This window comes from Luteimicrobium xylanilyticum (assembly GCF_009429125.1).
In the GTDB taxonomy this organism is placed as follows: domain Bacteria; phylum Actinomycetota; class Actinomycetes; order Actinomycetales; family Cellulomonadaceae; genus Luteimicrobium; species Luteimicrobium xylanilyticum.
The window spans coordinates 2223637-2245787 of record NZ_CP045529.1 but is presented as its reverse complement, the minus strand read 5'-3'; the positions used below and the strand labels follow the sequence as shown (position 1 = coordinate 2245787).

At 70.3% G+C, this 22151-nt stretch carries 16 protein-coding genes and 1 pseudogene; 9 read left to right on the top strand and 8 right to left on the bottom strand.

Annotated elements, in window-relative coordinates:
- The first annotated feature begins 160 nt into the window (after nucleotides 1–160).
- The 3 genes from KDY119_RS10025 to KDY119_RS10015 are packed head-to-tail and all read left to right on the top strand — an operon-like array spanning nucleotide 161 to nucleotide 4222.
- Complete coding sequence (locus tag KDY119_RS10025) at nucleotides 161–757, top strand: hypothetical protein (RefSeq protein ID WP_036949949.1); 597 nt, start codon at nucleotides 161–163, stop codon at nucleotides 755–757.
- A gap of 13 nt (nucleotides 758–770) precedes the next feature.
- Nucleotides 771–3029 (top strand): McrB family protein, encoded by a 2259-nt coding sequence (locus KDY119_RS10020; protein WP_083890814.1) that lies wholly within the window; start codon nucleotides 771–773, stop codon nucleotides 3027–3029.
- Nucleotides 3029–4222, top strand: coding sequence for an McrC family protein (locus tag KDY119_RS10015; protein ID WP_036949951.1), 1194 nt, complete (start codon nucleotides 3029–3031; stop codon nucleotides 4220–4222). Before KDY119_RS10020 ends, KDY119_RS10015 begins: the two co-directional genes overlap by 1 nt.
- 815 nt (nucleotides 4223–5037) lie before the next feature.
- On the opposite strand, the gene KDY119_RS10010 is transcribed toward KDY119_RS10015, so the two are convergent.
- From KDY119_RS10010 to KDY119_RS09995, 4 genes are all read right to left on the bottom strand, one after another.
- Entirely contained in the window at nucleotides 5038–5946 is a 909-nt protein-coding gene (locus KDY119_RS10010; protein ID WP_036949953.1) for a DNA-processing protein DprA, read from the bottom strand.
- 48 nt (nucleotides 5947–5994) lie between these two features.
- Nucleotides 5995–9555, bottom strand: coding sequence for a methionine synthase (metH, locus tag KDY119_RS10005; RefSeq protein ID WP_153022267.1), 3561 nt, complete (start codon nucleotides 9553–9555; stop codon nucleotides 5995–5997).
- Nucleotides 9556–9657: 102 nt separating this feature from the next.
- Nucleotides 9658–9939 (bottom strand): contact-dependent growth inhibition system immunity protein, encoded by a 282-nt coding sequence (locus tag KDY119_RS10000; RefSeq protein ID WP_036949959.1) that lies wholly within the window; start codon nucleotides 9937–9939, stop codon nucleotides 9658–9660.
- The gene (locus KDY119_RS09995; protein WP_148284133.1) at nucleotides 9939–11750 is read right to left on the bottom strand and encodes a polymorphic toxin-type HINT domain-containing protein; all 1812 of its coding nucleotides are present in this window, start codon (nucleotides 11748–11750) and stop codon (nucleotides 9939–9941) included. The genes KDY119_RS10000 and KDY119_RS09995 overlap by 1 nt, the downstream gene beginning before the upstream one ends.
- A 354-nt stretch (nucleotides 11751–12104) precedes the next feature.
- On the opposite strand from KDY119_RS09995, the pseudogene KDY119_RS19405 reads away from it, so the two are divergent.
- From KDY119_RS19405 to KDY119_RS09985, 3 genes and pseudogenes are all read left to right on the top strand, one after another.
- A pseudogene (locus KDY119_RS19405) lies at nucleotides 12105–12377 on the top strand (DUF6318 family protein); the annotation flags it as partial.
- A gap of 160 nt (nucleotides 12378–12537) precedes the next feature.
- Nucleotides 12538–13326, top strand: coding sequence for a transposase family protein (locus KDY119_RS09990; protein WP_036944245.1), 789 nt, complete (start codon nucleotides 12538–12540; stop codon nucleotides 13324–13326).
- A gap of 323 nt (nucleotides 13327–13649) precedes the next feature.
- Nucleotides 13650–14564 carry a hypothetical protein gene (locus KDY119_RS09985; protein ID WP_148284134.1) on the top strand — a complete coding sequence of 305 codons (915 nt, stop codon included), beginning with the start codon at nucleotides 13650–13652 and terminating at the stop codon, nucleotides 14562–14564.
- 177 nt (nucleotides 14565–14741) lie between these two features.
- On the opposite strand, the gene KDY119_RS09980 is transcribed toward KDY119_RS09985, so the two are convergent.
- Together KDY119_RS09980 and KDY119_RS09975 are read right to left on the bottom strand one after the other, a co-directional pair.
- Entirely contained in the window at nucleotides 14742–15353 is a 612-nt protein-coding gene (locus KDY119_RS09980; protein WP_051136515.1) for a VanZ family protein, read from the bottom strand.
- Entirely contained in the window at nucleotides 15350–16015 is a 666-nt protein-coding gene (locus KDY119_RS09975; protein ID WP_153022266.1) for a M15 family metallopeptidase, read from the bottom strand. Before KDY119_RS09975 ends, KDY119_RS09980 begins: the two co-directional genes overlap by 4 nt.
- 87 nt (nucleotides 16016–16102) lie before the next feature.
- Between KDY119_RS09975 and KDY119_RS09970 the strand changes: the two genes are divergently transcribed.
- Both KDY119_RS09970 and KDY119_RS09965 read left to right on the top strand, forming a co-directional pair.
- Nucleotides 16103–16783 carry a response regulator transcription factor gene (locus KDY119_RS09970; RefSeq protein WP_036949961.1) on the top strand — a complete coding sequence of 227 codons (681 nt, stop codon included), beginning with the start codon at nucleotides 16103–16105 and terminating at the stop codon, nucleotides 16781–16783.
- A 68-nt stretch (nucleotides 16784–16851) separates the two neighbouring features.
- A complete protein-coding gene (locus KDY119_RS09965; protein WP_083890876.1) occupies nucleotides 16852–17898 on the top strand; it encodes a sensor histidine kinase in 1047 nt (348 codons plus the stop codon).
- A 24-nt stretch (nucleotides 17899–17922) separates the two neighbouring features.
- Here KDY119_RS09965 and KDY119_RS09960 read toward each other — a convergent pair whose 3' ends face one another.
- Nucleotides 17923–18363, bottom strand: coding sequence for a VOC family protein (locus KDY119_RS09960; protein WP_036950800.1), 441 nt, complete (start codon nucleotides 18361–18363; stop codon nucleotides 17923–17925).
- A 124-nt stretch (nucleotides 18364–18487) separates the two neighbouring features.
- Here KDY119_RS09960 and KDY119_RS09955 point away from each other — a divergent pair, with 124 nt between their 5' ends.
- Entirely contained in the window at nucleotides 18488–19309 is an 822-nt protein-coding gene (locus KDY119_RS09955) for a lysoplasmalogenase (protein ID WP_083890815.1), read from the top strand.
- Here the strand turns inward: KDY119_RS09955 and KDY119_RS09950 are convergent.
- Entirely contained in the window at nucleotides 19274–22021 is a 2748-nt protein-coding gene (locus KDY119_RS09950; RefSeq protein ID WP_153022265.1) for an AAA family ATPase, read from the bottom strand. The genes KDY119_RS09955 and KDY119_RS09950 overlap by 36 nt on opposite strands.
- Nucleotides 22022–22151 lie beyond the last annotated feature (130 nt).

Here is a 22151-nt window from a genome sequence, read left to right as displayed (position 1 = left end):
TGAATAACGCTCTTAGCGCGGATCAGATTGGCCGCGCGATGGAAGCCTCGGCGTTGGGGGCCGGAGAATTGTGGTTTGCTGGGGCCATCCGGGGTGTTCCTGCATGAGCCGCTCGAATGGTAGAGCGCGGCCACGTGCGACGCGGCGTAAACGGCCGGGCGTGGTGCTGACGTTTGGCGAAAACATGAACGATGCCCGCGCGATGGCAGAACTCATCGTTGCCGCGAACCCTGTGCTGGAGGGGCGGGTCCAGCCCAAGCCGAAGCCCGTCTCGCTGACGCGGACTGCCGGCGTGCGGGCTCAGCGGCAGTGGGTTGCCGACATTCGGAAGGCAGTCGCCGGTTTTGAGGCGGCTCAGGGGCCCGTCGCTGCCGTCGTGGTACATCGTGATGCGGACGGCCACGATCCAGATGGGAAGGTCGAGGTGGCACTGGCCGAGACGCTTAGTGCGCTGGACAATGCTTTTCCGGCAGTCCCGGTGCACATGACTGAAGCCTGGTGGTTCCTCTTTCCGGAGGCCGTAGAGTCAGTGCGACCACGGACGTGGCGCGGTGTTGTCCCGCGCCGCGCGGGCGACGTTGAGCAGATTGTAGATCCGAAACACCGACTCAAGCTGCTTACCCGAAAGGCTGGCGCGGAGTACGCCGAGTCAGACTCTCCCACCATTGCGAAGTCGATCCGCGAGAAATCGATGATGCCGACCGCTGCCTGCGCGTCGTACGACCGCTTCGTCCAGATGGCTGCCGGCCTGTCCTAGAAGGGGGTGTGTCATGACGCTGCGATCTGCGGAGAACAACCCGCCGACGCACTCCACTGCGTCGGCGGACGCCGCCCGTCCTGTTCTTGACCGCATGTTGGGGGACCAGTTGTCCCTCGTGGATCCGTCACAACGAATCTGGACCGCGGACGCTGCCGAGGAGGTGCGGCATCGCATCGAGGATGCGTTGGACGAGGGCAAAGAGTCGACGTGGGTCAAACTGGGCAACCAGATGGCCGGCGCTTCGCGGCCCGCGATCCTTCTGGTTGCCGAGATGACGTACCTGCGGGAGCTTCCCCTGATTCATCAGCAGGTTGGAGCGAACACGAAGCGCGAGCACGTCAGCCGGATCCTGTCGTGGCTCGACGACGCACCGTCGATCCCGGACGTGATGGAGCAAGGCTTCCAGACGGACGGCGTCTGGCACGGTGGCCAGGGCTATGTCCAGTACGCGTGGCGACACCTCGTCTGGTTGTCGAAGTTCGTCAAGGTGTGGTGTGCGCTCTCGCCGGACAAACAAGAGAGCGCCCGCCAGGACCCTTGGAAGTTCCACGAGGTGGCCGACGCTGTTGACTGGCCCGTCCCGAGCATCCAGGCGTGCCTGCTCTACCTGACGTTTCCGAAGTTCTACGAGCCGTCAGTCAGCATCGACCACAGGCGGCAGATTCGCGACACCTTCGCGTACGCGATCGGCGGCGCGACCGGGGAAGACGGGATCGCGGTCGACAGGGACCTGCACCAGATCCGCGAGCAGATCGAGACGGAGCAGGGCGAAGCGATTGACTTCTACGCTGAGCCGTTCCTCTCGACATGGTGGCGGCACAAGAAGGCCAACGAGCGGGCGTGGGCCGTCCGCGCGAGACCGAGCGGCAGCGACCTGATCCGCGGCTGGCTCGCGGGTTCCTACGTTTCGTTGGCGGCGACGCACATGATCGACCTCGGTGACGAGGTCACCAAAGCGCAGGTGCGCGAGGTGATCGACGACCGGTACGACCATGTCGACTACGCCCAGCGGATCGGACTGACCGAGGACTACTTTGCCTTCCTTGCAAGGATGCAGGACGGGGACGTCGTCGTCGCGCGGCACGACGACCAGGCCTGGCTGGGGCGGGTCAGTGGGCCACCGACGTTCTACGACACGGAGCCCCGGCTGCGGCGCGCCGTGGAGTGGCAGGCCGATCCGATCGGCGTCGGTACCCTGCCCGCCCCGGTACCGAGCCTCCTGGCGACCCCGTCGCGCAGCGTGATCGACCTGACGGATGCGCGTGACGCCCTGGAGAAGCTGTTCGCTGACGCCCCGGAGCTCGACGCCGAGGCGCCGGACGAATCCGAAACGGCCCCTGCGCCGTCGAGACCCGTACGGCTAAGGCGCGCGGACGACGCGCTCGTCCGCGAGACCTTTACCGACGCCGCGTGGCTTGACGAGTACATCGGGCTGCTGGAGTCGCGGCGGCAGGTCATCGTGCACGGTCCGCCCGGCACGGGCAAGACGTTCGTGGCGCGAAAGATCGCGCGACGCGTGGCCGGCGACGAGCAGGTCCAGCTGGTGCAGTTCCATCCCTCGTACGCCTACGAGGACTTCTTCGAGGGGTTCCGGCCGCGGGCGCAGGGGGACGGATCGCTCACGTTCGACAAGGTCCCGGGGCCGTTGCGACGTATTGCGTCCGACGCGTCCGCGAACCCGGGCGTGCCGTACGTCCTCATCATCGACGAGATCAACCGGGGCAACCTGGCTAAGGTGTTCGGCGAGCTGTACTTCCTCCTCGAGTATCGCGAGGAGAACGTCACGCTGCAGTACTCACCAGAGACGCCGTTCACGCTCCCGAAGAACCTCTTCATCATCGGGACGATGAACACCGCCGACCGGTCCATCGCGATGGTGGACGCTGCGATCCGGCGACGGTTCTCCTTCATCGAGATGCACCCCGACGTCGAACCCGTCGCAGGCCTGCTGAGTCGGTGGCTCGCGGCGAACGGGCAGCACGATGACCGGGCAGCACTCTTGGCGGCCCTCAACCGAGAGATCGGTGAAGAAGACCGGGAGTTCAAGGTCGGCCCGTCCTACCTCATGCGCGACGAGGCCGCTTCGGATGTTGGACTGGAACTCGTGTGGCGACACGACGTCCTGCCGCTTCTTGAGGAGCACTACTACGGTCGGCTCTCCCGCGAACAGATCGGTCGACAGTTCGGGCTCGAGACGCTCCAGCGTCGCCTCGTCATGGCGGACGCCGAGGCCGACGCGAGCGAAGTTGATCCTGCATCGAGCGCGTGATGCGCGTCGATCTCGCGGAGAACGAACCCAACGGGACTGTCGTCGCACTGGGCGACCAGGACGCGACCGCGCTGGCCGGTGTGCGGCTTGTCGACGTCCAACCCTCCGGCGTAGGACGCTGGCGGCTGGTTCCTGTGGTGAACCGCGTGGGCGCAGTGCGAGTCGGCCACCTCGACGTCGTCGTGCACCCCAAGGCGTCGTTCGCGTCCGTGCTGTTCATGCTCGGGTTCGCGCGTGATCCCGGCTTCGTTCCGCACGAGGTGAGTGGGTCGGAAGCTGACGACCTCTGGTCGGCCGTGGGAGAGACGCTCGCGAGGCTCGCCGACCGCGCGCTGCGACGGGGCGTGCTCCAGGGGTACGTGACTCGCGAGGAGTCGTTGGCCGTCCTACGCGGGCGGATGCGTGTCGCCGACCAGATCGCCACCCGCCCCGGGATGCTGCTGCCGCTGGAGGTGACGTTCGACGAGTACGAGGCAGACATCGCGGAGAACAAGATCCTCCGAGCCGCGCTGCACCGGGCCTCTCTCGTTCCGAGGCTGCCGGGCGGCATTCGAGCGCGCTTGATGCACCTCGCCGGGCGGCTGGACGGAGTGTCCCCACTCGTACCCGGCGCGCCGTTGCCGGCATGGTCGCCGTCGCGGGCGAACCAGCGGTACCAGCCGGCGCTCCGGCTCGCGGAGCTGGTGCTTCGAGCGATAGGCCTGTCGACGTCGGCGGGCGGGGCGCCGGTAGCGGCGTTCGTGGTGGACATGGCCGTCGTGTTCGAGGACTTCGTGACCACCGCGCTCCGAGAGTCGCTCGCCGTCCTCTCGCCGTTGGGACAGACGAAGGGACAGTACCGGTCGTGGCTCGACCAGAACTCGCTGGTGCGGATCAAGCCCGACGTCGTGCACATGGTGCGCGGTGCCCCGTGGCTAGTGTTCGACGCGAAGTACAAGCTCGGGTACCAAGACGGCGGCTATCCGACGGCCGACGTCTACCAGGTGCACGCCTACTGCACGGCGCTTGGCCTTGGTCGGGGCTACCTCGTGTACGCGGGTTCCCGAGCCCACGGCGCGGCACCAGTCGTGCATCGGGTGCGGAACACTGAGATCGACGTCGTGCAGTGGCCGCTGGACGTCGCGGTCGTGCCGGCGATGCTCATCCGACAGATCAGCGAGCTCGCGACGGCCGCACTTCGCGGCTCGCTGTAGTGGCGGAGCGCCTGAGCATGCCCGAGTCAGGGGGCCGTTGGCGCCTCCTGCGGACAGCTTCCTCCCGTCCAGGGGCAGCGCGCCTTGTCGAAGTTCGGGTTCGCGAGATGGTGCGTCATGAGCTCGCGCGTCGGTGGCCACGTCGGGTTGAGGACGCGCGACCGTGAGGATCGACACCTGCTGAGCGCCGGCGAGCTTGAGTGCGGCCGCCACCGACTGCGCGTGGTCGCCGCGGACCCAGGAGTCGTCGATCACGAGGACATGCGCGAGGGCCCCGATCGCAGGGACGACGAAGTTCTGTGGGCACAGGGAGCGTGGACGCTCGATCTGCTCGGCGGGCTGGACCTCGATCTCGTACCCCGGCCTGGCAGCCATGCCGCTGACGATGTGATGCAGAGCCCTCCGGCGCCGCGTCGAGGGGACGATCGTCCAGTTGAACGTGGAGGTGTCGGACAGGCGAGCCAGGCAGCGCGCGTGCCCTCTCAGCGCGAGTGCCGTGAGCGCTGACATCGTGCCCACGAGCGATCGATCTGCGTTGTCTTCTTTGTAGTTGCGCACGACCTTGTAGACCTGTGGAAGGTGGCCCTTGAGGTCGAGTTTCGGCGCGTACACCAGCGAGCCGACGCGGTCAGCGACTGGCAGCCCGGTCAGTACGTGCGCGCGGCACGGCCCGCAGACTCGTTCGTCGCCCACGAGTGGACCGGCGCAGACGTCGCAGGTCACGCTCGGAAGCCGGATCACGCTGTTCAGATACCCGCCGGCCGAGCGTTCGAGCGCGTCGGCGATCGGCCGGACCGCGGCGGGGAGCGTCCGCGTCATCCGGCGGCCAGGGCAGCCAACGCGTTCTCGAGCCGGCGCGGAGCTTCGCGAATCTCCCGTACGGCGTGGGTGAGGTCTTCGGTGTTGTGGACGACCCAGACGTTCGGCCGACGCGCCGTTTCTTTCCCCCAATCGGTGGTCTCGACGACACGCGACGTGAGGACCACGGGTCGGCCGTGCTCGCCGGCCAGGCGGGCCTGGATTCTCGTCCCCGAGTGCTCGTTCGCTTCGACGACGATGGTTGCTGCCCCGTACCCGGACATCGACGCGTTGCGCATCGGGAACGTCTGCTTCGTTGGCGGGGCGTCGGGGTAAAACTGGGACAGGACAAGCCCACGCGCGGCGATCTCTCGCTGGAGCGCGGTGTTCTGCTGCGGATACGACTTCGTGATGCCGGTGCCCAGGAACGCGACGGTTCGCCCGCCGGCGTCGAGGGCCGCACGGTGCGCGGCAGTATCGACCCCGGCCGCCAGGCCGCCGATGACGGTCATGCCCTCACTCACCAGGAGTTGGGCCGCGTCGGCCGCGAAATCCAGACCCCATCGCGTCGCATCTCGGGACCCGACCACGGACATGCCCTCGTCATCGGGGACCAGGGCTCCCTCATAGAACAGGAACGGTGGCGTCTCACGGATTCCGCGTAGCCTGCGCGGGTAGTCCTCATCCAGAACCGTCACGAAGGCCAGTCCGGCTCGTCGCCATGACTCCACCGCCTCGTACTCTGCGGTGAGCCTGGCTTCGTCGAACGGCACGTCGAAGAGGCCGTCGTCGTTACTTGGTGTCAGGACGGCAAGGGCGCTGCCCTCGTAGGACACCTCGGCCGCGATCTGGCCCCAGCTCATCGAGCGTGGGCGCTCGCGCAGCAACGTCAACAGTGCCGCGGTCTCCCGCTTCGCCTGATCCATGAGGCCAGCCTAGAACGGGCGTCAGACGTTGCCTCGTTGGCCGCCGCTTCACACACTGAAGTACTTCGCCTCGGGGTGATGCAGGACGAAAGCATCGGTCGACTGCTCCGGGTGCAGCTGCAGCTCCTCGGACAGCGTGACCCCCACCCGCCCGGGCCTCAGGAGCTCGACGACCTTGTGCCGGTCCTCCATGTCCGGGCACGCGGGGTAGCCGAGCGAGAACCGCGCCCCGCGGTAGTCGAGCTTGAACAACCCCTCAACATCGGACGGTTCCTCGTCCGCGAACCCGAGCTCCGCGCGCACGCGTAAGTGCCAGAACTCGGCGAGCGCTTCGGTGAGCTGCACGGACAGCCCGTGCAGCTCCATGTACTCGCGGTACTTGTTCTCGGCGAAGAGCCGGGCGGTGTGCGGGGTGACGGTGTCACCGATGGTGACGAGCTGGACGGGCAGCACGTCGTACCGCCCAGTCTCCTCGACCCACGCGCGCGGTCGGATGAAGTCGGCCAGGCACAGGTGCCGGTCGCGCCGCTGCCGGGGGAACCGGAACCGCAGCCGCTCGGTCCCCATAGCGCCCTCAGACCCGCCGTCGGGCCCGTCATGGTGCGCGACGACCACCTCGTCGCCCTCCGACCACACGGGGAAGTACCCGTAGATCACGGACGGGTCGACCATGCCCTCGGCGCGGATCGCGTCGAGCCACGCGCGCAGCCGTGGGCGCCCCTCGGTGTCGCGCAGCTCCTCATAGGAGGCGCCGGCTGTGCCCCCGGTGCCCCGACCAGGTTTCAATCCCCACTGCCCGAGGAACGTCGCCCGCTCGTCGAGGAACGCCGCGTAGTCCGCGAGCTGCAGCCCCTTGACGATCCGCGTCCCCCAGAACGGCGGCTCGGGCACCGGGTTGTCCGCGGCGACGTCGGACCGGGCGGGCAGCTCGTCCTTGGGCGTCTGCGTTACCGTCACCACGGAGTGCCGCCGCTTCTTCAGCGCCGGCAGCCCGACGGCGTCGGGCGACTCTCCCCGCGCCACCTGCACCAGCGGCTCCATGAGTCTCAGCCCCTCGAACGCGTCGCGCGCGTACCGGACGACGCCGTCGAACTGGCCGGCGAGGTCGTCCTCCACGTACGTGCGGGTGAGGGCGGCGCCGCCGAGCAGCACGGGCCACCGCTTCGCGAGCCCGCGCGAGGTCAGTTCCTCGAGGTTCTCCTTCATCACGACGGTCGACTTCACGAGCAGCCCGGACATGCCGATGACGTCGGCGTCGTGCTCCTCGGCGGCCTCGATGATCGCGGTGATCGGCTGCTTGATCCCGATGTTGTGCACCGTGTAGCCGTTGTTCGTGAGGATGATGTCGACGAGGTTCTTGCCGATGTCGTGCACGTCGCCGCGGACGGTCGCCAGCACGATCGACCCCTTCGACGAGTCCGCGCCCTCGACCTTCTCCATGTGCGGCTCGAGCAGCGCCACCGCCGTCTTCATGACCTCCGCGGACTGCAGCACGAACGGGAGCTGCATCTCGCCCTTGCCGAACAGCTCGCCGACGACCTTCATGCCCTCGAGCAGGTGCGTGTTCACAATGTCGAGCGCCGCCATGCCCTCGACAAGTCGGGCTTCGTCGAGGTCGGCCTCGAGCCCCTTGAGCTCGCCGTCGATGATCCGCCGCTCGAGGCGCTCTCCAACGGGCAGGCCCGCCAGCTCGGCGGCCCGGGCGTCCCTCAGTGCAGCACTGTCCACCCCGGAGAACAGGTCCAGCAGGTGGGCGAGCGGATCGTGCGTGAGGTTCCCTGCGTCGTCGTACTCGCGCTTGTCCCAGACGAGGTCGTGGGCGGCCCGGCGCTGGTCGTCGGGGATCTGGTTGAGGGGGAGGATCTTCGCGGCGTGCACGATCGCGGAGTCGAGCCCCGCCTTCACGCACTCGTGCAGGAACACCGAGTTCAGCACCGTGCGCGCGGCCGGGTTGAGCCCGAACGACACGTTCGACACCCCGAGCGTCGTGTGCACGCCGGGGTACTTGGCGACGAGCGCGCGGATCGCCTCGATGGTCTCGATGCCGTCGCGGCGCGTCTCCTCCTGCCCGGTCGCGATGGGGAAGGTGAGGCAGTCGACGATGATGTCCTCGCGCTTCATGCCCCACTCGCCGGTGAGGGTGTCCACCAGGCGCGACGCGATCGCGAGCTTCGTCTCCGTGGTGCGGGCCTGGCCCTCCTCGTCGATCGTCAGCGCGACGACGGCCGCCCCGTGCTCCTGGACCAGCGGCATCACCCGCGCGAACCGGGAGCCCTCGCCCTCGCCGTCCTCGAAGTTCACCGAGTTCACGACGCCACGGCCGCCCAGCAGCTCCAGGCCCGCCCGGATCACGGCCGGCTCGGTCGAGTCGATGACGAGCGGCAGCGTCGACGCGCTCGCGAGCCGCGAGACGACCTCCCGCGCGTCCGCGACGCCGTCGCGCCCGACGTAGTCGACGCACACGTCGAGCAGGTGCGCGCCGTCGCGCGTCTGGGCACGGGCGATGGCGACGCACTCGTCCCAGTCGCCGGCGAGCATCGCCTCGCGGAACGCCTTCGACCCGTTCGCGTTGGTCCGCTCGCCGATCGCCAGGAACGACGCGTCCTGCTGGAAGTCCACGTGCGAGTACAGGGACGCGACGCCGTTCTCGGGCTTCGGGTCGCGCACGGTGATCGACTGCCCGCCCACCGCGTCGACGACGGCGCCCAGGTGCTCGGGCGTCGTCCCGCAGCAGCCCCCGACCAGCCCGAGCCCGAACTCCCGTGCGAACTGCGTGTGCGCGGCGGCGAGCTCGGTGGGGGACAGGGGGTAGCTGGCGCCGTCGGGCCCGAGGACGGGGAGCCCCGCGTTGGGCATGCACGTCACGGGTGCGGACGAGTGCCGTGACAGGTGACGCAGGTGCTCGCTCATGAGGTCGGGGCCGGTGGCGCAGTTCAGGCCGATCGCGTCGACGTCGAGCGCCTGCAGCGCCGTGAGCGCCGCGCCGATCTCGGAGCCCATGAGCATGGTGCCCGTCGTCTCGACCGTCACCGACACGAACACCGGCACGTGCAGCCCGGTCTCGCGCATCGCCTCGCGCGCGCCGTTCACGGCAGCCTTGGCCTGGAGGAGGTCCTGGCTCGTCTCGACCAGGACGGCGTCCGCACCGCCCCGCACGAGGCCCACCGCCTGCTGGGCGAACGTCCCCTTGAGATGGGAGTACGTGGTGTGGCCGAGGCTTGGGAGCTTGGTGCCCGGGCCCATCGAGCCGAGGACGAACCTGGGCCGGTCGGGGGTCGCGTGGGCGTCGGCGGCCTCGCGGGCCAGCCTTGCGCCGGCCTCGGCGAGCTCGGTGATGCGGTCGTCGATGCCGTAGTCCGCGAGGTTCGACCAGTTCGCGCCGAACGTGTTCGTCTCGATCGCATCCACCCCGACCGAGAGGTAGGCCTCATGGACGGAGCGGATGATGTCCGGGCGCGAGACGTTCAGGATCTCGTTGCAGCCCTCGAGGTTCTCGTAGTCCGCGAGCGACGGGTCCTGCGCCTGGATCATCGTCCCCATCGCGCCGTCGGCCACGACGACCCGGGTGCGGAGGGCGTCGACGAGCTGGGCGGAACGGGGGGTCAGCATGGTTGGGAGTCTAGGGCTGGCGGGCGCCCTTGGACCGGGGTGTCCATAGTGCCGTCTGGGCGTTGGCGCCGTCGAGGGGGCACGAGCGGGTGACGCGAAGGATCAGGGGAGAGCTCGAAGGATGCTGTCGAACCAGTCCCTGAAGGTCGCCCAGCCATGACGAGTGGGATCCCAGTCGGACCGGCCCTGCCGCAGCCAGAGATTCCTGAGCTGGTCCTCCGTGAGATCACCAGCAAGGATCGCTTCGACGTCGGATCGGAGCGAAGCGACCGTCTCAGCGGTCTCGCTTCGGCTGAACTCTTCGAGGACACCGACCGGTGTCGGTGCGTTGAGGTCCCAGTCCTGGTGGAAGTACGTCTCGGCGAGATAGAGCAAGGTCTCCATCAGAGCAGGTCCTTGTTGATCGTGGGGTACGACGTGACGATGTGATATCCGTCTGGCATCGCGGGGTTTCTTCGCAAGAAGGTAACAACCTCGTGGGGTGAGACGAACCGGTCTTCCCCGCGCACGTAGACGCGGCCATCCGCCGGGCTCATGGAGTTCCGAATCGGCAGCTGCCCCTTGGTTCCTTCCAGCCAGGAGCCGATCCTCTTCGCATTGGCACGGAGGTTCTCTGCCGTCGCTCGTTCGGCGGCGGCGACATCCCGGAAGGTCGACGCAAGCTCGATGTCGCGCGACTTGAGAAAGGCGTCAGAGCGGCCGACGTGGCGGGCGATCGCGTGGCCGCCGGCCGCCTCGTGCTCCGCCAGCGCGATCTGGTGTCCGGCCATGTTGTGGACGAGGACGGGGTGGTTGCCGGCGAGGACGTAGTAGGTGTGGTGGGTGTGGACGTGGAGGTTGTAGACCGTCACCGCGTCGGATGCGTCCGCGGTCTTGGTCTCGATGGCGTCGACGGTGGCGTGTCGTTCGTCGGCGGTGATGAGGTGGTCGCCGGGGTGGAGGTCGGTGGCTTGGATCCAGCCGAGCTCGTGGACCATGAACGGGTGTTCGGGTGTGGTGGTGAGGACGTGTCCGGCGATGGTGAGGTGGATCAGGGTTCGGGTGGTGCGTTCGAAGGTCTCCTCGACGGTTTCCACGGTGGTGGCGCTGGTGGTCTGGTCGTAGCAGTAGACCTGGTCCCCGGCCCGCAGGGTCTCGATCGGGCGGTCGCCGTGGGGGGTGTGGATGAGGGTGCCGGCGGTGAAGCAGGTCCCGAAGGAGACTTTGCAGACCGGCTGTCTGTCGAGCCCCGTGGCCCCGTCTTGGAGACCGCTGGTGCCGAGGTTCTTGAGTCCGGTCGCGCTCTGCCGGGCGCCGGCCGAGAGTGCGGTCTTGGAGATCCCGGTCGCGGCGCGGGCTGCTGTTCCGAGGCCGAGGGTGGACAGGGCTGCCGAGGCGACGGCGACACCGGCTTGAGCCCAGGTCCGTTTGCCGGTTGCGGCGAGGGCGATGTTGGCCAGGGCTGAGGTGATCGCGGTGACGGCGGTGATGACCAGGAGGGCCCCGGCGAGTGCTTGCCCGACGACGGGGATGAACGCGACGACCACGGCCAGGGTGCCGGTGATCTGGGAGACGAGGTCGGCGACGTCGGCGACGGCGGCGACGATCTTGGATCCCCAGTTGTCCCACCATGAGTCGTCCAGCCCGTCGCTCGCGGTGGTGTGGTGGATGTGGTTCGCGGCGTGCTCGGCGGCCTGGTCACGCACGTCCACGGCGGTCGTGACCTCGCGTTGGGCGCGGGCCATGACCTGCTGGGAAGTGGTGAGGGTGTCGGCGGCGAGGTCCGCGTGCTGCAGGTAGGTCGCCCGGGTGGCGGGGTCGGTCTCCACCTCGGCGAGCTGGGTGTAGTAGGTCCGGGTGCGGGTCGCGTCGGCCTGCTCGTCGAACGCGGCACGCGCGTCCTCCAAAGCGCGGGCGGTGTCGGACTGCACGGACTCGAGCACGTTGGCATACGAGATCAACGCGTCCCCGGCCGCGGTGTAGCGGGCGTGGGCTTTGCGGATCTGACCGATCGTGTCGTCCCTGGCCTCCACCAACGCGTCGACCGCGGCCGATACCGCCCCGTCGACGTCGAGCCTCGCCATCGCTGAGGCGGCCCCGTTGATCGCGTCCGCGACCTCGAGGTACTCCCGGCCGCCCGAGAGCACCAACACCGGGTCGCCCGGGGTCGGGTCGATGTCCAACCCGACCGGTGACCAGTCGACCGGACGACTCACCCCAGCACCCCCGCGTTGCCAACGACGACGCGGCCCTCGCGCCGTCGTCGGCGAACCTACCGATACCGCGGGCGAGGCGATCCGGTTTTCCACAAGGGGTAGGAGGGCTGGGCAGCCGGTCGCATGTTGGGGTGTTCCTGGGGGTGCTCTGCCGCTGTGACCTGGCGTCGTTGTCCACAGGGTGGACGCGTGGTGGCGTAACGAGTGGCCCACCCCGGTAGGGTCGGCGCGTTCCGTCCGACGACGCACGTCCCAGGGGGCCACGTGAGCACGCACGACAAGCCAGCGCACTACCGAGACGCTCGGCGGCGACCGCTCGACGGGCGGCGTGTCGTTGGCGCTGCGAGCCTCGTGATGGTCGCCGCTCTCGCTCTCGCTGGGTGCAGCGGGTCCGGTGGAGCCGGCCCGACGACGGCCGCCGCCGTCGACCCGTCCCCGAGCATCAGCACGCCCGCCGTGACGCCGAGTGCCACCCCGACGCCAACCCCCGCCAAGACCGCGGATGCATCCGGTGCGCCGAAGCGGCCGGCAGGCATGAACGCGAACACCGCCGAGGGCGCGAGGAAGACGGCTCTGTACTTCCTCCGGCTCTACCCATACGTGATGCGAACTGGCGACACCAGAGAATGGGAGCGTTATTCAGCGGCTGTGGTCGGGTCGTGTGGCTGCTGGCGCCTGACCTGCGTCGGTGCTGGTCAGGGTCAAGTTCAGGCAAGTAGCGCAACGGTCCTCGCGTCCGGTTTGATCCAGGTTGTCTACGCCAGGATCGAGCACGAACGAAGGACCGATGCGCTACCACTCTACGTGCGGGCTGACCCCCGCCCAGACGACCGAGCTGATCGCCCGCGCCTGGCAGGTCCACACCGGCCGACCCCGACCCGAGCGGTACGAGTTCGAGCTCGGGTTCGGACGCGCCGTCACGATGATCCTGATCAAGGTGCGTCACAACCTGGCCCAACAGCTGACCGGGGACCTGTTCGGGATCGCCCAGCCCACCGTCTCGCGGATCTGGCGGTACCTGATGCCGATCATCGGGCAGGTCACCGCGATGGACCGTCGACACCTGCGCGACGCCCTCGAACGCGGCACGGTCTTGATCGACGGCACCCCGATCCCTACCGGAAACAGGGCCGGCACCGGCACGACCAACTTCAACGCGAAGCACCGCAAGCAGGCCCTCGGCGTCCAGGTCGCCGCGTTCTTCGACGGCACCCTGGCCGACGTCTCGGCCCCCGTGCCCGGATCACGGCACGACTCCCGCGCCCTGGACGAGGTCGGCTGGGCCGAACAGATCACCGCCGCCCGCACGCGCCGCACGGTCGCGGTCCTGGCCGACACCGCCTACGTCAAGCACACCCGCCTGACCCCGCGCCGCAAGACCAGGGGCGCGCCCCGCACCGACGCGGACCGCGAGCACAACCGTCACATCTCGTCCCTGCGCGCCCCGGTCGAACGCACCATCGCGCTGCTCAAACAGTGGAAGACCCTGTCCGCCGGCTACCGCGGACGCCTGACCGAACTACCAAGCGTGATCCACATGATCGTCAACCTCGAGTTCTACCGCCAAGCCACGTGAATAACGCTCTGGGATCGCCTCTCCGTCGCCAAGAAGTGTGAATTCTGCGCGGGGAATCGTGCGGACGCCATTGAGGCACACAAGAAGCACTGGAGGCGCATCGGTGGCGATGTTTCGGTGAAGGTGGTCACAACATATGACCGCGACACCCTATACGATGGCTATCCGATAGATGTTCGGGTTGAGCAGAAGGCGTTCACTTTAAAAGACGGTGCAAAGGTCGTGAATTCAAAACCGTCGAGTTCTGGGGTTCTCAGTGTCGAAGTGATTCGCAGTGGATCACGCTGGAAGATTCTCGGTGTCTCGGCTGCGGGCGACAATTGATGCGCGGACGCTGCCTTGTGGTCGTCGCTTCGGCACTCGTCCTGACAATGTTTGGCTCGCCCGCCTTCGCGAGCGGCGGCGATCCATCCGACATCTTCAGTGACACCCATAAGGACCACCTGAACCTTGGTCGGTACATCGGTGGCAGCGAGGTGAACGATCCGGCGTCCTATCAGAGTGGTTTGCCGACGCGGAAGTACGAGCGCAAGCCCGCGATCCTTTGCCACGAGAGCGACGTCGGTGACGTCGACGGGTGCGCGTGGCTGATCCAGAAGGTTGCGGACGCGAACTGCCCGAAGGGCGCGTTGCCGCTGGACCCGCTCTATGTTTCGACCCGCGAGGTCGTCGACGGTGAGCCGACGGACTGGTCGGGCTGGGAGCTGGTGGACAACGCCGCTCTGTGTCTGAACCCTGCCGACCTGAAGGCCGAGGCTACGAAGGCGTTCAAGTCGTTGACCGTGAAGCCGTCGCCGATCAAGGTGCAGCCCGGGGGCGGGCAGGTGCTGATCAACATGTTCACCGTCACCTATACCGACGCTGTCGCCCAGGCCTTCGACGTCAGCTTGGGTGAGGGGGATCAGAAGATCCCGATCCAGGTTGAGGCGGTCCCGAACACGTTCACCTGGTCGTACGGCTCGGACGAGGGCGACGAGGGGTTCCCGTTGACCACGACGGACCCGGGCAAGCCGTACCCGGACCAGACGGTGACCCACACGTACACGCACAAGGGTCCGGCGACGCTCGATCTGACGACGACGTGGACGGGCCGGTTCCGCATCCAGGGCATCCCGGGGGACCTGACGGATCCGGACACGTGGACCGCGATCGACGGTCAGGCCACCACGACCAGCCCGACCGTCCACCTGAACGTCTACGAGAAGCGTCCCCATCTCGTCGAGGACGCACTCAAGTAGCCGAGGTCGCGGGCTCGCGAGTCCGTGATCCGCTACAAGGGCAGCGGGCGGCGCATCGAGTACGAGGTTTTCCCGTCGAGTTCGAGCGCGAGAGGCTCGAACTCGGCGGAAAACCCTCGTACTCGGCGACAGCACGGCGGGACGATCCAGCACCCGGTCCCCGGGGCAACGACCCGCTCACCCCGGAGCGTCGCGCGCCACGCGGTCCATCACCTGGTGACGCGTGACGCCGTCGGGCACGGAGCCGTACCCCACGTCCGAGGTGACGAACGCCGCGACCGCGAGGAGCGCCACCACCGTCCCGACGGTGCACAACCCGGCGAGCACGGCGGTCGTCCGGCCGCGCAGCACGGCCCGCGCGAGCGCGACCACCGCGAGCCCGACCACCCCGCCGGCCGTGTTCGTGAGGACGTCGGTCACGTCCGCGCTCCCGACCGCGAGCAGGTACTGCGCGGCTTCGAGCCCGATGCTGGTCAGCGCCACGACCCCGACGGCGCGCCCCCACGTCCGCCACCACGCCCGCGCCGGCGCGAGCAGCCCGAGGTACACCCCGAACGGCACGAACACGAGCACGTTGCCGAGCACCTCGGACGGCTGGCTCGGCCCGTTCTCGGCCGTCGCGACGAACGGCACGAGCTTGGGCGCCTGCCGCTCGCCCGTCCCGACCCACGGCAGGTGGAGCTTCCACAGCACCAGCCACACGAGCAGCGCGAGGTACGCCCCGAACAGGGCGACGAGCCACGCCCGGGTCAAGGTCCGCGCCCGCCCGACGACGACGCCCGCGCTCATTGCCGCATCCTCGGGTCCTGCGTGGGGTCCGCATACATGGCGGGGCAGCCGTGCTTCACGGCGGACGGCCGCAGCTCGTAGTGCCACGACTCGTTGGCGTAGATCTGGCAGAGCCCGTACGCGGCGCCGTGCTGCGAGAGCCAGGTCCGCGCCGCGGCGGGTCCGAGGTCGACGGCCTCGCCCTTGACGTGCTCGGAGGTCTCCGGCGTGGCGACCCACTTCTCGGCCGCGGCCTTGGAGCCGTACTTCCTGATCGCGTCGTCGAGGAGCCCGGCCTGGTCCTTCGCGGACCGCCAGCCGCTGTTGACGACGAGCTGGATCCCGCGCTGCTTCGCGGCGTCGGTCGCGGCCCGGCGCAGCGCGGCGAGCAGGTCGGGGTCGAGGTGGGTGACGGTGGGGTCGTCGCTGAAGACGCCCACCACGCCGCCACCGCCGCCACCGCCCTCGCCGCCCTCGCCGCCCTCGCCGCCCTCGCCGCCCTCGCCGCCTTCACCGACGTGCCGCAGGTGCGCGACCGGCGTTGCGGTGGCCGTCGCCGGGCCGTGGGCCGCGCCGACAGAGTGAGAGGCCGCGACCCCGCCCACGGCGGTCCCGACGACGGCGCACACCGCGAGCGCGACCAGGCGCCGTCGTCGGGGTGCTGGAGAGATGACGAAAGGCATGCCGCCAGTTCAGACGAACGGGCGTTGCGCGGGCGTAAGCGCTTTTCGATATGCGCGCGATAGGTCGGGCCCGCCAGCATGGTGCCCATGCGTGTGCTGATCGTCGAGGACGAGCCCTACCTGGCGGAGGCGGTTCGCGACGGGCTGCGGCTCGAGGCGATCGCCGCGGACCTCGCGGGCGACGGCGACACGGCCCTGGAGCTGCTGGCCGTGAACGCGTACGACATCGCGGTCCTCGACCGGGACATCCCGGGGCCGTCGGGCGACGAGGTCGCGCGGCGCATCGTGGCGTCGGGCAGCGGGCTGCCGATCCTCATGCTCACCGCGGCCGACCGGCTCGACGACAAGGAGTCGGGCTTCGAGCTCGGCGCCGACGACTACCTGACCAAGCCGTTCGAGCTGCGCGAGCTGGTGCTGCGGCTGCGGGCGCTCGACCGGCGTCGGGCGCACCACCGCCCGCCGGTGCTGGAGCTCGCGGGCCTGCGGCTCGACCCGTTCCGGCGCGAGGTCTACCGCGACGGCCGGTACGTGGCCCTGACCCGGAAGCAGTTCGCGGTGCTCGAGGTCCTCGTGGGCGCCGGGGGCGGCGTCGTGAGCGCGGAGGAGCTGCTCGAGCGGGCGTGGGACGAGAACGCCGACCCGTTCACCAACGCCGTCCGGATCACCGTCTCGGCGCTGCGCAAGCGCCTCGGCGAGCCGTGGCTGATCGCGACCGTGCCGGGCGTCGGGTACCGGATCGACGCCGGGCCGGCGGGGGAGCGGCCGTGAGCGCCCGACGACGACCGCCCGGCCCGAGCGTCCGGCTCAAGCTCACCCTGAGCTACGCGGGGTTCCTCATGATCGCGGGGGTCGGGCTGATCGCCGTCGTCCTGGTGTTCCTGCTGCGCTACGTGCCCGACAAGGCCGTCGTCGTCCCCGCGGAGCTCGCCCCGGGCGGCCGGGGGCAACCCGACCTCTTCATCCCCGGCCGGTCCGACCTGTGGTCGGCGTTCGCCCCCAAGGCCGCGCTCATGCTCGCGTTCCTGCTCGTGTTCGGGCTGGTCGGGGGCTGGCTCCTCGCGGGCCGCATGCTCGCCCCGCTCGCGCGGATCACGGACGCCACCCGCGCCGCGGCCGACGGGTCGCTGTTCCACCGGGTCGGCCTCCCGGGGCGTCAGGACGAGTTCCGTGAGCTCGCCGACGCCTTCGACGCGATGCTCGAACGGATCGAGGCGCACGTCGCGGAGCAGCAGCGGTTCGCGGCCAACGCCTCGCACGAGCTGCGCACCCCGCTCGCGATCACCCAGACGCTCCTCGAGGTCGCCGAGACCGACCCCGACCGTGACACCGACGCGCTCCTGGCGCGGTTGCGCGTCGTCAACACCCGCGCGATCGACCTCACCGAGGCGCTGCTCCTGCTCAGCCGCGCCGACCGGGGCGCGTTCACGCGCGAGCCCGTCGACCTGTCGCTGCTCGCCGAGGACGCGACCGAGACCCTGCTCCCGCTCGCCGAACGCCGCGGCGTGAGCATCGAGACCTCCGGCGGCGCCGCGCCCACCGTCGGCTCGCCCGCCCTCCTGCTCCAGCTCACGACGAACCTCGTGCACAACGCGATCGTCCACAACCTGCCCGACGGCGGGTCGGTGCGGGTGCGTACCGACAGCGGGCTGGGCGGCGCGACGCTCACCGTCGAGAACACGGGAGAGATGCTCGACCCGCGCGTCGTGCCCACGCTCACCGAGCCGTTCCAACGGGGCAGCGAGCGGGTCCGCACCGACCAGGCCGGCGTCGGCCTCGGCCTCGCGATCGCCGCGAGCATCACCCGCGCCCACGGCGGGACCCTCACCCTGGCGCCCCGGCCCGACGGCGGGCTGCGCGCCGTCGTGCAGCTGCCCGCCGCCTGAGCCGCTCCCCGGGCAACCCGGCCCTCAGTCCAGGCAGAACTCGTTGCCCTCGACGTCCTGCATCACGAGGACCGCCTCGTCCTCCTCGTCCGCCGGCACCAGCTGGAATCTCGACGCCCCCAGCGCCTCCAACCGGTCGCCCTCGGCGTTCAGCGCCGCGAGCCGCTCGTCGCCCACGAGGCCCGTCGCGACCCGCACGTCCAGGTGCACCCGGTTCTTCACGACCTTGCCCTCCGGGACCCGCTGGAAGAACAACCGCGGCCCCACCCCCGTCGGGTCCTGGCACGCCGCCCACACGCCCGGGTCGTCCGTCGACGACGCGCGCTCGTACGCGTCCCAGTCCGCGAAGCCGTCCGGCGGCGCCGGCCACGCGTACCCCAGCACCTCGCACCAGAACCGGGCGACCCGCACCGGCTCCGCGCAGTCGAACGTGACCTGGACCTGCCTCACCCGCGACGACGTCATCCCGCCACCGTAGACACCCAGCCGCTTGCCGTCCGCAGACCCGGGGTGCAGGGTGCGGCCGGGGTGAGGCTGCGGCGTCGGGCACGACGGCGTGCCCGCAGCGACGAACGGACGAGGACCCGCCATGACCCCCGGCCAGCACGACCGACCGGCCCCCGGACCCGACCAGCCGGCCACGGGCGAGAGCGTCGGCGCCGCGTTCGCCCGCGTCGTCGTCCCCGGCGCCCTCTACGGGCTCGACCTCGCGACCCACGTCGTCGCGCTGCTCCTGGGCGCCCACACCCTCGCGACCGTCACCCAGGCGCTCCTCATGCCGCTCCTCGCGGCCGTCCTCCTCGGCGCGTCCACCCGACCCCTCGCGCGCATCACCCGGTGGGCGCTCGCGGCCCTCGCGCTGTCCTGGCTCGGCGACGTCCTGCCGAGCACCGTCCGCGGGGACGCGGACGACCTCAGGTTCCTCCTCATGGTCGGCCCGTTCCTGCTCGCCCAGACCACCTACGTCACCGCGTTCTGGCCCGACCGTCGTCGTGTCCGCCCCCTCACCGTCGCCGGGTACGCGGTGGCGCTCGCGGTGCTCGTCGGGGTCTGCGCGCCGCACGCCGGGACGATGCTCGTCCCCGTGCTGGTGTATGGGGCGATGCTCACGGCGATGGCCGTGCTGTCGACCGGTCTCGGCCGGCTCGCCGGGCTCGGTGGTGCGGTGTTCTTCGTGTCCGACGGCCTCATCGCGCTCGGCCGCTTCGCCGGGCACCCGGCCGGCACCGCGGGGAGCGTCGCGGTGATGGCGACCTACGGCGTCGGGCAGGCGCTGCTGGTCGCCGGGGTGCTCCACCGTGCCGGCGACATGTGGGCCGCTCCGAGGAGCAAGCACCTGCCTCGACCGTCTGGAGCCGTGCCCGGCGCGACGGCCTCAGGCGGCGTCGCCGAGCGCGGCGGCGAGCTGTGAGCGTCGGTTGATCCCGAGCTTGACGAACGCGCGGTGCAGGTGCGCCTGGACGGTGCGGTGCGACAGGTAGATCTCGTCGGCGATCTCCTTGTTCGACAGGCCCTGGACGGCCAGTCTCACGACGATGAGCTCCTGACCGGTGAGCTCACGCGTGGCGTCTCGGGGGCCCTCCCGCCGGTCGTCGACGCCGCCGGCCGCCCGCAGCTCCCGCGACGCGCGCTCCGCGAGCGCGAGGGCAGACTGCGACCGAAACACCTGGGTCGCGGCACGCAGGTGCGCCCTGGCCTCGACGAGCCGCCGTTCCCGGCGCAGCCACTCCCCGTAGTAGAGGCGGGTGCGGGCGACCTCGAGGTGGGCGCCGCTGCGCTCACCGTGACGCAGGGCCGACTCGAAGTGCGCTCGTGCGGCTCCGGCGGGGCCGAGCATCGCGCGGCTCCGGTCGACGAGCATCGCCAGGTGCGGTGCGCCGTTCTTCTCGACGGCGCCGGCCGCGGTCGCCAGCCAGCTCTCGACGGCCTCGGGTCGCTGCGCCCTGATCGCGGGCTCGGCCAGCTCGCCCCCGGCCCACAGCCCGATGACGGGATCGACCCGGGTCTGGAGCAGCGCGTCGACGGCGGCGTCGAACCGGCCCTCGTGGGCGGCGATCACACCCTCGGACCAGTGCTGGCTCGCCAGCAGCCGGGAGATCGCGCTGTCGCGCGAGAGGGCGAGGGACGCGTCCAGGGCCTGCTGCGCCAGCTCCGTCTCGCCTCGCCAGGACCGCGCACGCGCGATGTTCGCCGCTGCCAGCGCGCCGACGACCGGCAGTCCGAGGTCGTCGCTCATGCGCAGGGCCTGTTCCGAGTCCGTCAGTCCACGCTCGAGCGCGCTGGAGGACGTCACGCGCACGCTTCCGCGGCCCGCGACGAAGATGATCTCGTCGCCGAGCTTCGAGGTGCGGCGCGACAGCTCCGCGCCCGCGGTCCACACCTTCTCCGACGCCGTCAGGTCGCCCGCGTCCTCCGCGGCGAGGGCGAGGGACACCAGCAGCATGCGGTCGCTCTCGTCCGCCTGACCGGTGAGGACCGCGATGGCGGCGTCGACATCCTCGATGTGGGGGGAGGGGTCGGTGAGCTGGAGACCGATCTGCTTGTAGACGCTCTCCCGCGAGCCGGGGCACGTCGTCGTCGCGGCCAGCGCTGCCGCGACGTCACGGCGGATCTTCGGGGACGGCTCCTGGCCCATGTAGCACGTGACCGCCGCCCACACGAGCATCTGGACCCGGTCGCACACACGCGGGAGGCCGGAGGCCGTCGCGAGGAAGTCGGGCACCGACAGGCCGACCTTCCCGAATGTTCCCGCGAGCAGCCAGTTGACGCGCGCGAGGTCGACCACGAGCGCCTCCTCGTCGCCGACCAGCGGCAGCGCCGTGGCGACGAGCTCGGCGCTGAGCGCGGGCGCCCCCGCCTCGCGGGCCAGCGCGGCCGCCTGGACGAGACGACGGGCACGGTCGCGCGGCGCGGCGCTGAGCTCCGCGGCGCGGTGCCACGCGGTGGCCGCCTCCGCCCGCGCGCCCCGCCGGGCCGCAGCCACCGCGACCTCCTCGAGAGCGCCGGCCACGGCCTCGTCGGGACCCGTCGCCGCCGCCGCGCGGTGTCGGGCCGCGCGGGTGCGGTCCGTCGTCGCCCGGGCCAGGGCTGCGTGCACCTCGCCGAGCGCCTTCGAGTCGGCGCTCTCGACCAGCGCCGAGCCGACGAGCGGGTGCCGCAGACGGTAGTGGTCGCTCTCCTGCCGCAGCAGGCCGGCGCGCTCGGCCACGACGAAGTCGTCGTGGCCGACGCCGAGCTCGGCGCCGGCTGCGAGCACCTCGCCGTAGGGCGAGCCCTCGCCGGCGGCTGCGACGAGAGCCGCCCTCTGCGCCGCCTCCGGCAGCAGGGCCACCTCGGCGAGGAACCCCTGCTCGAGGCGGCGGGTCATCGCGACGCGCGAAGGACCGACGAACCGCGTCGGCTCCAGCGTTCCCGGCGAGGCCGCGAGCTCGGTGAGCGCCAGCGGGTTGCCGCGGGACTGTCGGAGCACGACGTCCCGCTCGGCGCGTCCGAGCACCGGTGCGCGGCGGCGGAGCAGCTCGTCGGCCTCCTCGTCGGTGAGCGGCCCGAGGGCGACGACCTCGGGGAAGTGTGGCTGCCAGTCCGGGTACACGGCGTCGGCGCGGGCGGTCGCGACGAGCGTGATGCGGGCCGCTCGCACGCGGGCTGCGAGGAACCCCACGATCTGCGCGGTCGGCTCGTCGAGCCAGTGCAGGTCCTCGACCAGGACCAGCACGGGCTCGAGCACCGCGACGTCCTCGAGAAGACCGAAGGCCGCGATGCTCGTGATCAGCCGGTCGGCCGGGTTGCCGTCCGTGATGCCGAACGCGACCTCGAGCGCCTGCCGCTGCCGTGACGGGAGGTTGTGCCGGTGCGACAGCACGGGGGCGAGCAGCGCGTGCAGGCCCTCGTAGCCCGCGCTGCCCGTCCCACGCACGCCCTGCGTGCTCAGCACCCGGAAGCCGTCGCCGGCCATCTCCCGGACCGCCTGCAGCAGCGAGGTCTTGCCGATGCCGGCCTCGCCGGTCAGAAGGATCGCCGTGCCCTCGGAGCCTCGGCCGTCGTGGACCGCCCCCCGGAGGAGTGCGAGCTCCGCTTCACGGCCGAAGAGCTCCGCGTCCGGCGCGGGGCGGATCGTGGCCATGGGGGTGCTCGTCCTTCATCGGGGCGCTGGTGTCGCGCACTGGTCCTCGGGCCGGCAGCGCCCCCGAGATGCCGGTCGTTCGATGCTATCGGCGATCAGGGGCGCGGACCCGGCGGCCTGACGGTCGTGG

Bases quoted from the DNA above. Each gene is read 5' to 3' on its own strand.
- KDY119_RS10020 (WP_083890814.1), top strand. From the start codon at position 771: ATGACGCTGCGATCTGCGGAGAACAACCCGCCGACGCACTCCACTGCG.
- KDY119_RS10015 (WP_036949951.1), top strand. From the start codon at position 3,029: ATGCGCGTCGATCTCGCGGAGAACGAACCCAACGGGACTGTCGTCGCA.
- KDY119_RS10010 (WP_036949953.1), bottom strand. From the start codon at position 5,946: ATGGATCAGGCGAAGCGGGAGACCGCGGCACTGTTGACGTTGCTGCGC.
- metH (WP_153022267.1), bottom strand. From the start codon at position 9,555: ATGCTGACCCCCCGTTCCGCCCAGCTCGTCGACGCCCTCCGCACCCGG.
- KDY119_RS10000 (WP_036949959.1), bottom strand. From the start codon at position 9,939: ATGGAGACCTTGCTCTATCTCGCCGAGACGTACTTCCACCAGGACTGG.
- KDY119_RS09990 (WP_036944245.1), top strand. From the start codon at position 12,538: ATGCGCTACCACTCTACGTGCGGGCTGACCCCCGCCCAGACGACCGAG.
- KDY119_RS09985 (WP_148284134.1), top strand. From the start codon at position 13,650: ATGCGCGGACGCTGCCTTGTGGTCGTCGCTTCGGCACTCGTCCTGACA.
- KDY119_RS09980 (WP_051136515.1), bottom strand. From the start codon at position 15,353: ATGAGCGCGGGCGTCGTCGTCGGGCGGGCGCGGACCTTGACCCGGGCG.
- KDY119_RS09975 (WP_153022266.1), bottom strand. From the start codon at position 16,015: ATGCCTTTCGTCATCTCTCCAGCACCCCGACGACGGCGCCTGGTCGCG.
- KDY119_RS09970 (WP_036949961.1), top strand. From the start codon at position 16,103: ATGCGTGTGCTGATCGTCGAGGACGAGCCCTACCTGGCGGAGGCGGTT.
- KDY119_RS09965 (WP_083890876.1), top strand. From the start codon at position 16,852: ATGATCGCGGGGGTCGGGCTGATCGCCGTCGTCCTGGTGTTCCTGCTG.
- KDY119_RS09960 (WP_036950800.1), bottom strand. From the start codon at position 18,363: ATGACGTCGTCGCGGGTGAGGCAGGTCCAGGTCACGTTCGACTGCGCG.
- KDY119_RS09955 (WP_083890815.1), top strand. From the start codon at position 18,488: ATGACCCCCGGCCAGCACGACCGACCGGCCCCCGGACCCGACCAGCCG.
- KDY119_RS09950 (WP_153022265.1), bottom strand. From the start codon at position 22,021: ATGGCCACGATCCGCCCCGCGCCGGACGCGGAGCTCTTCGGCCGTGAA.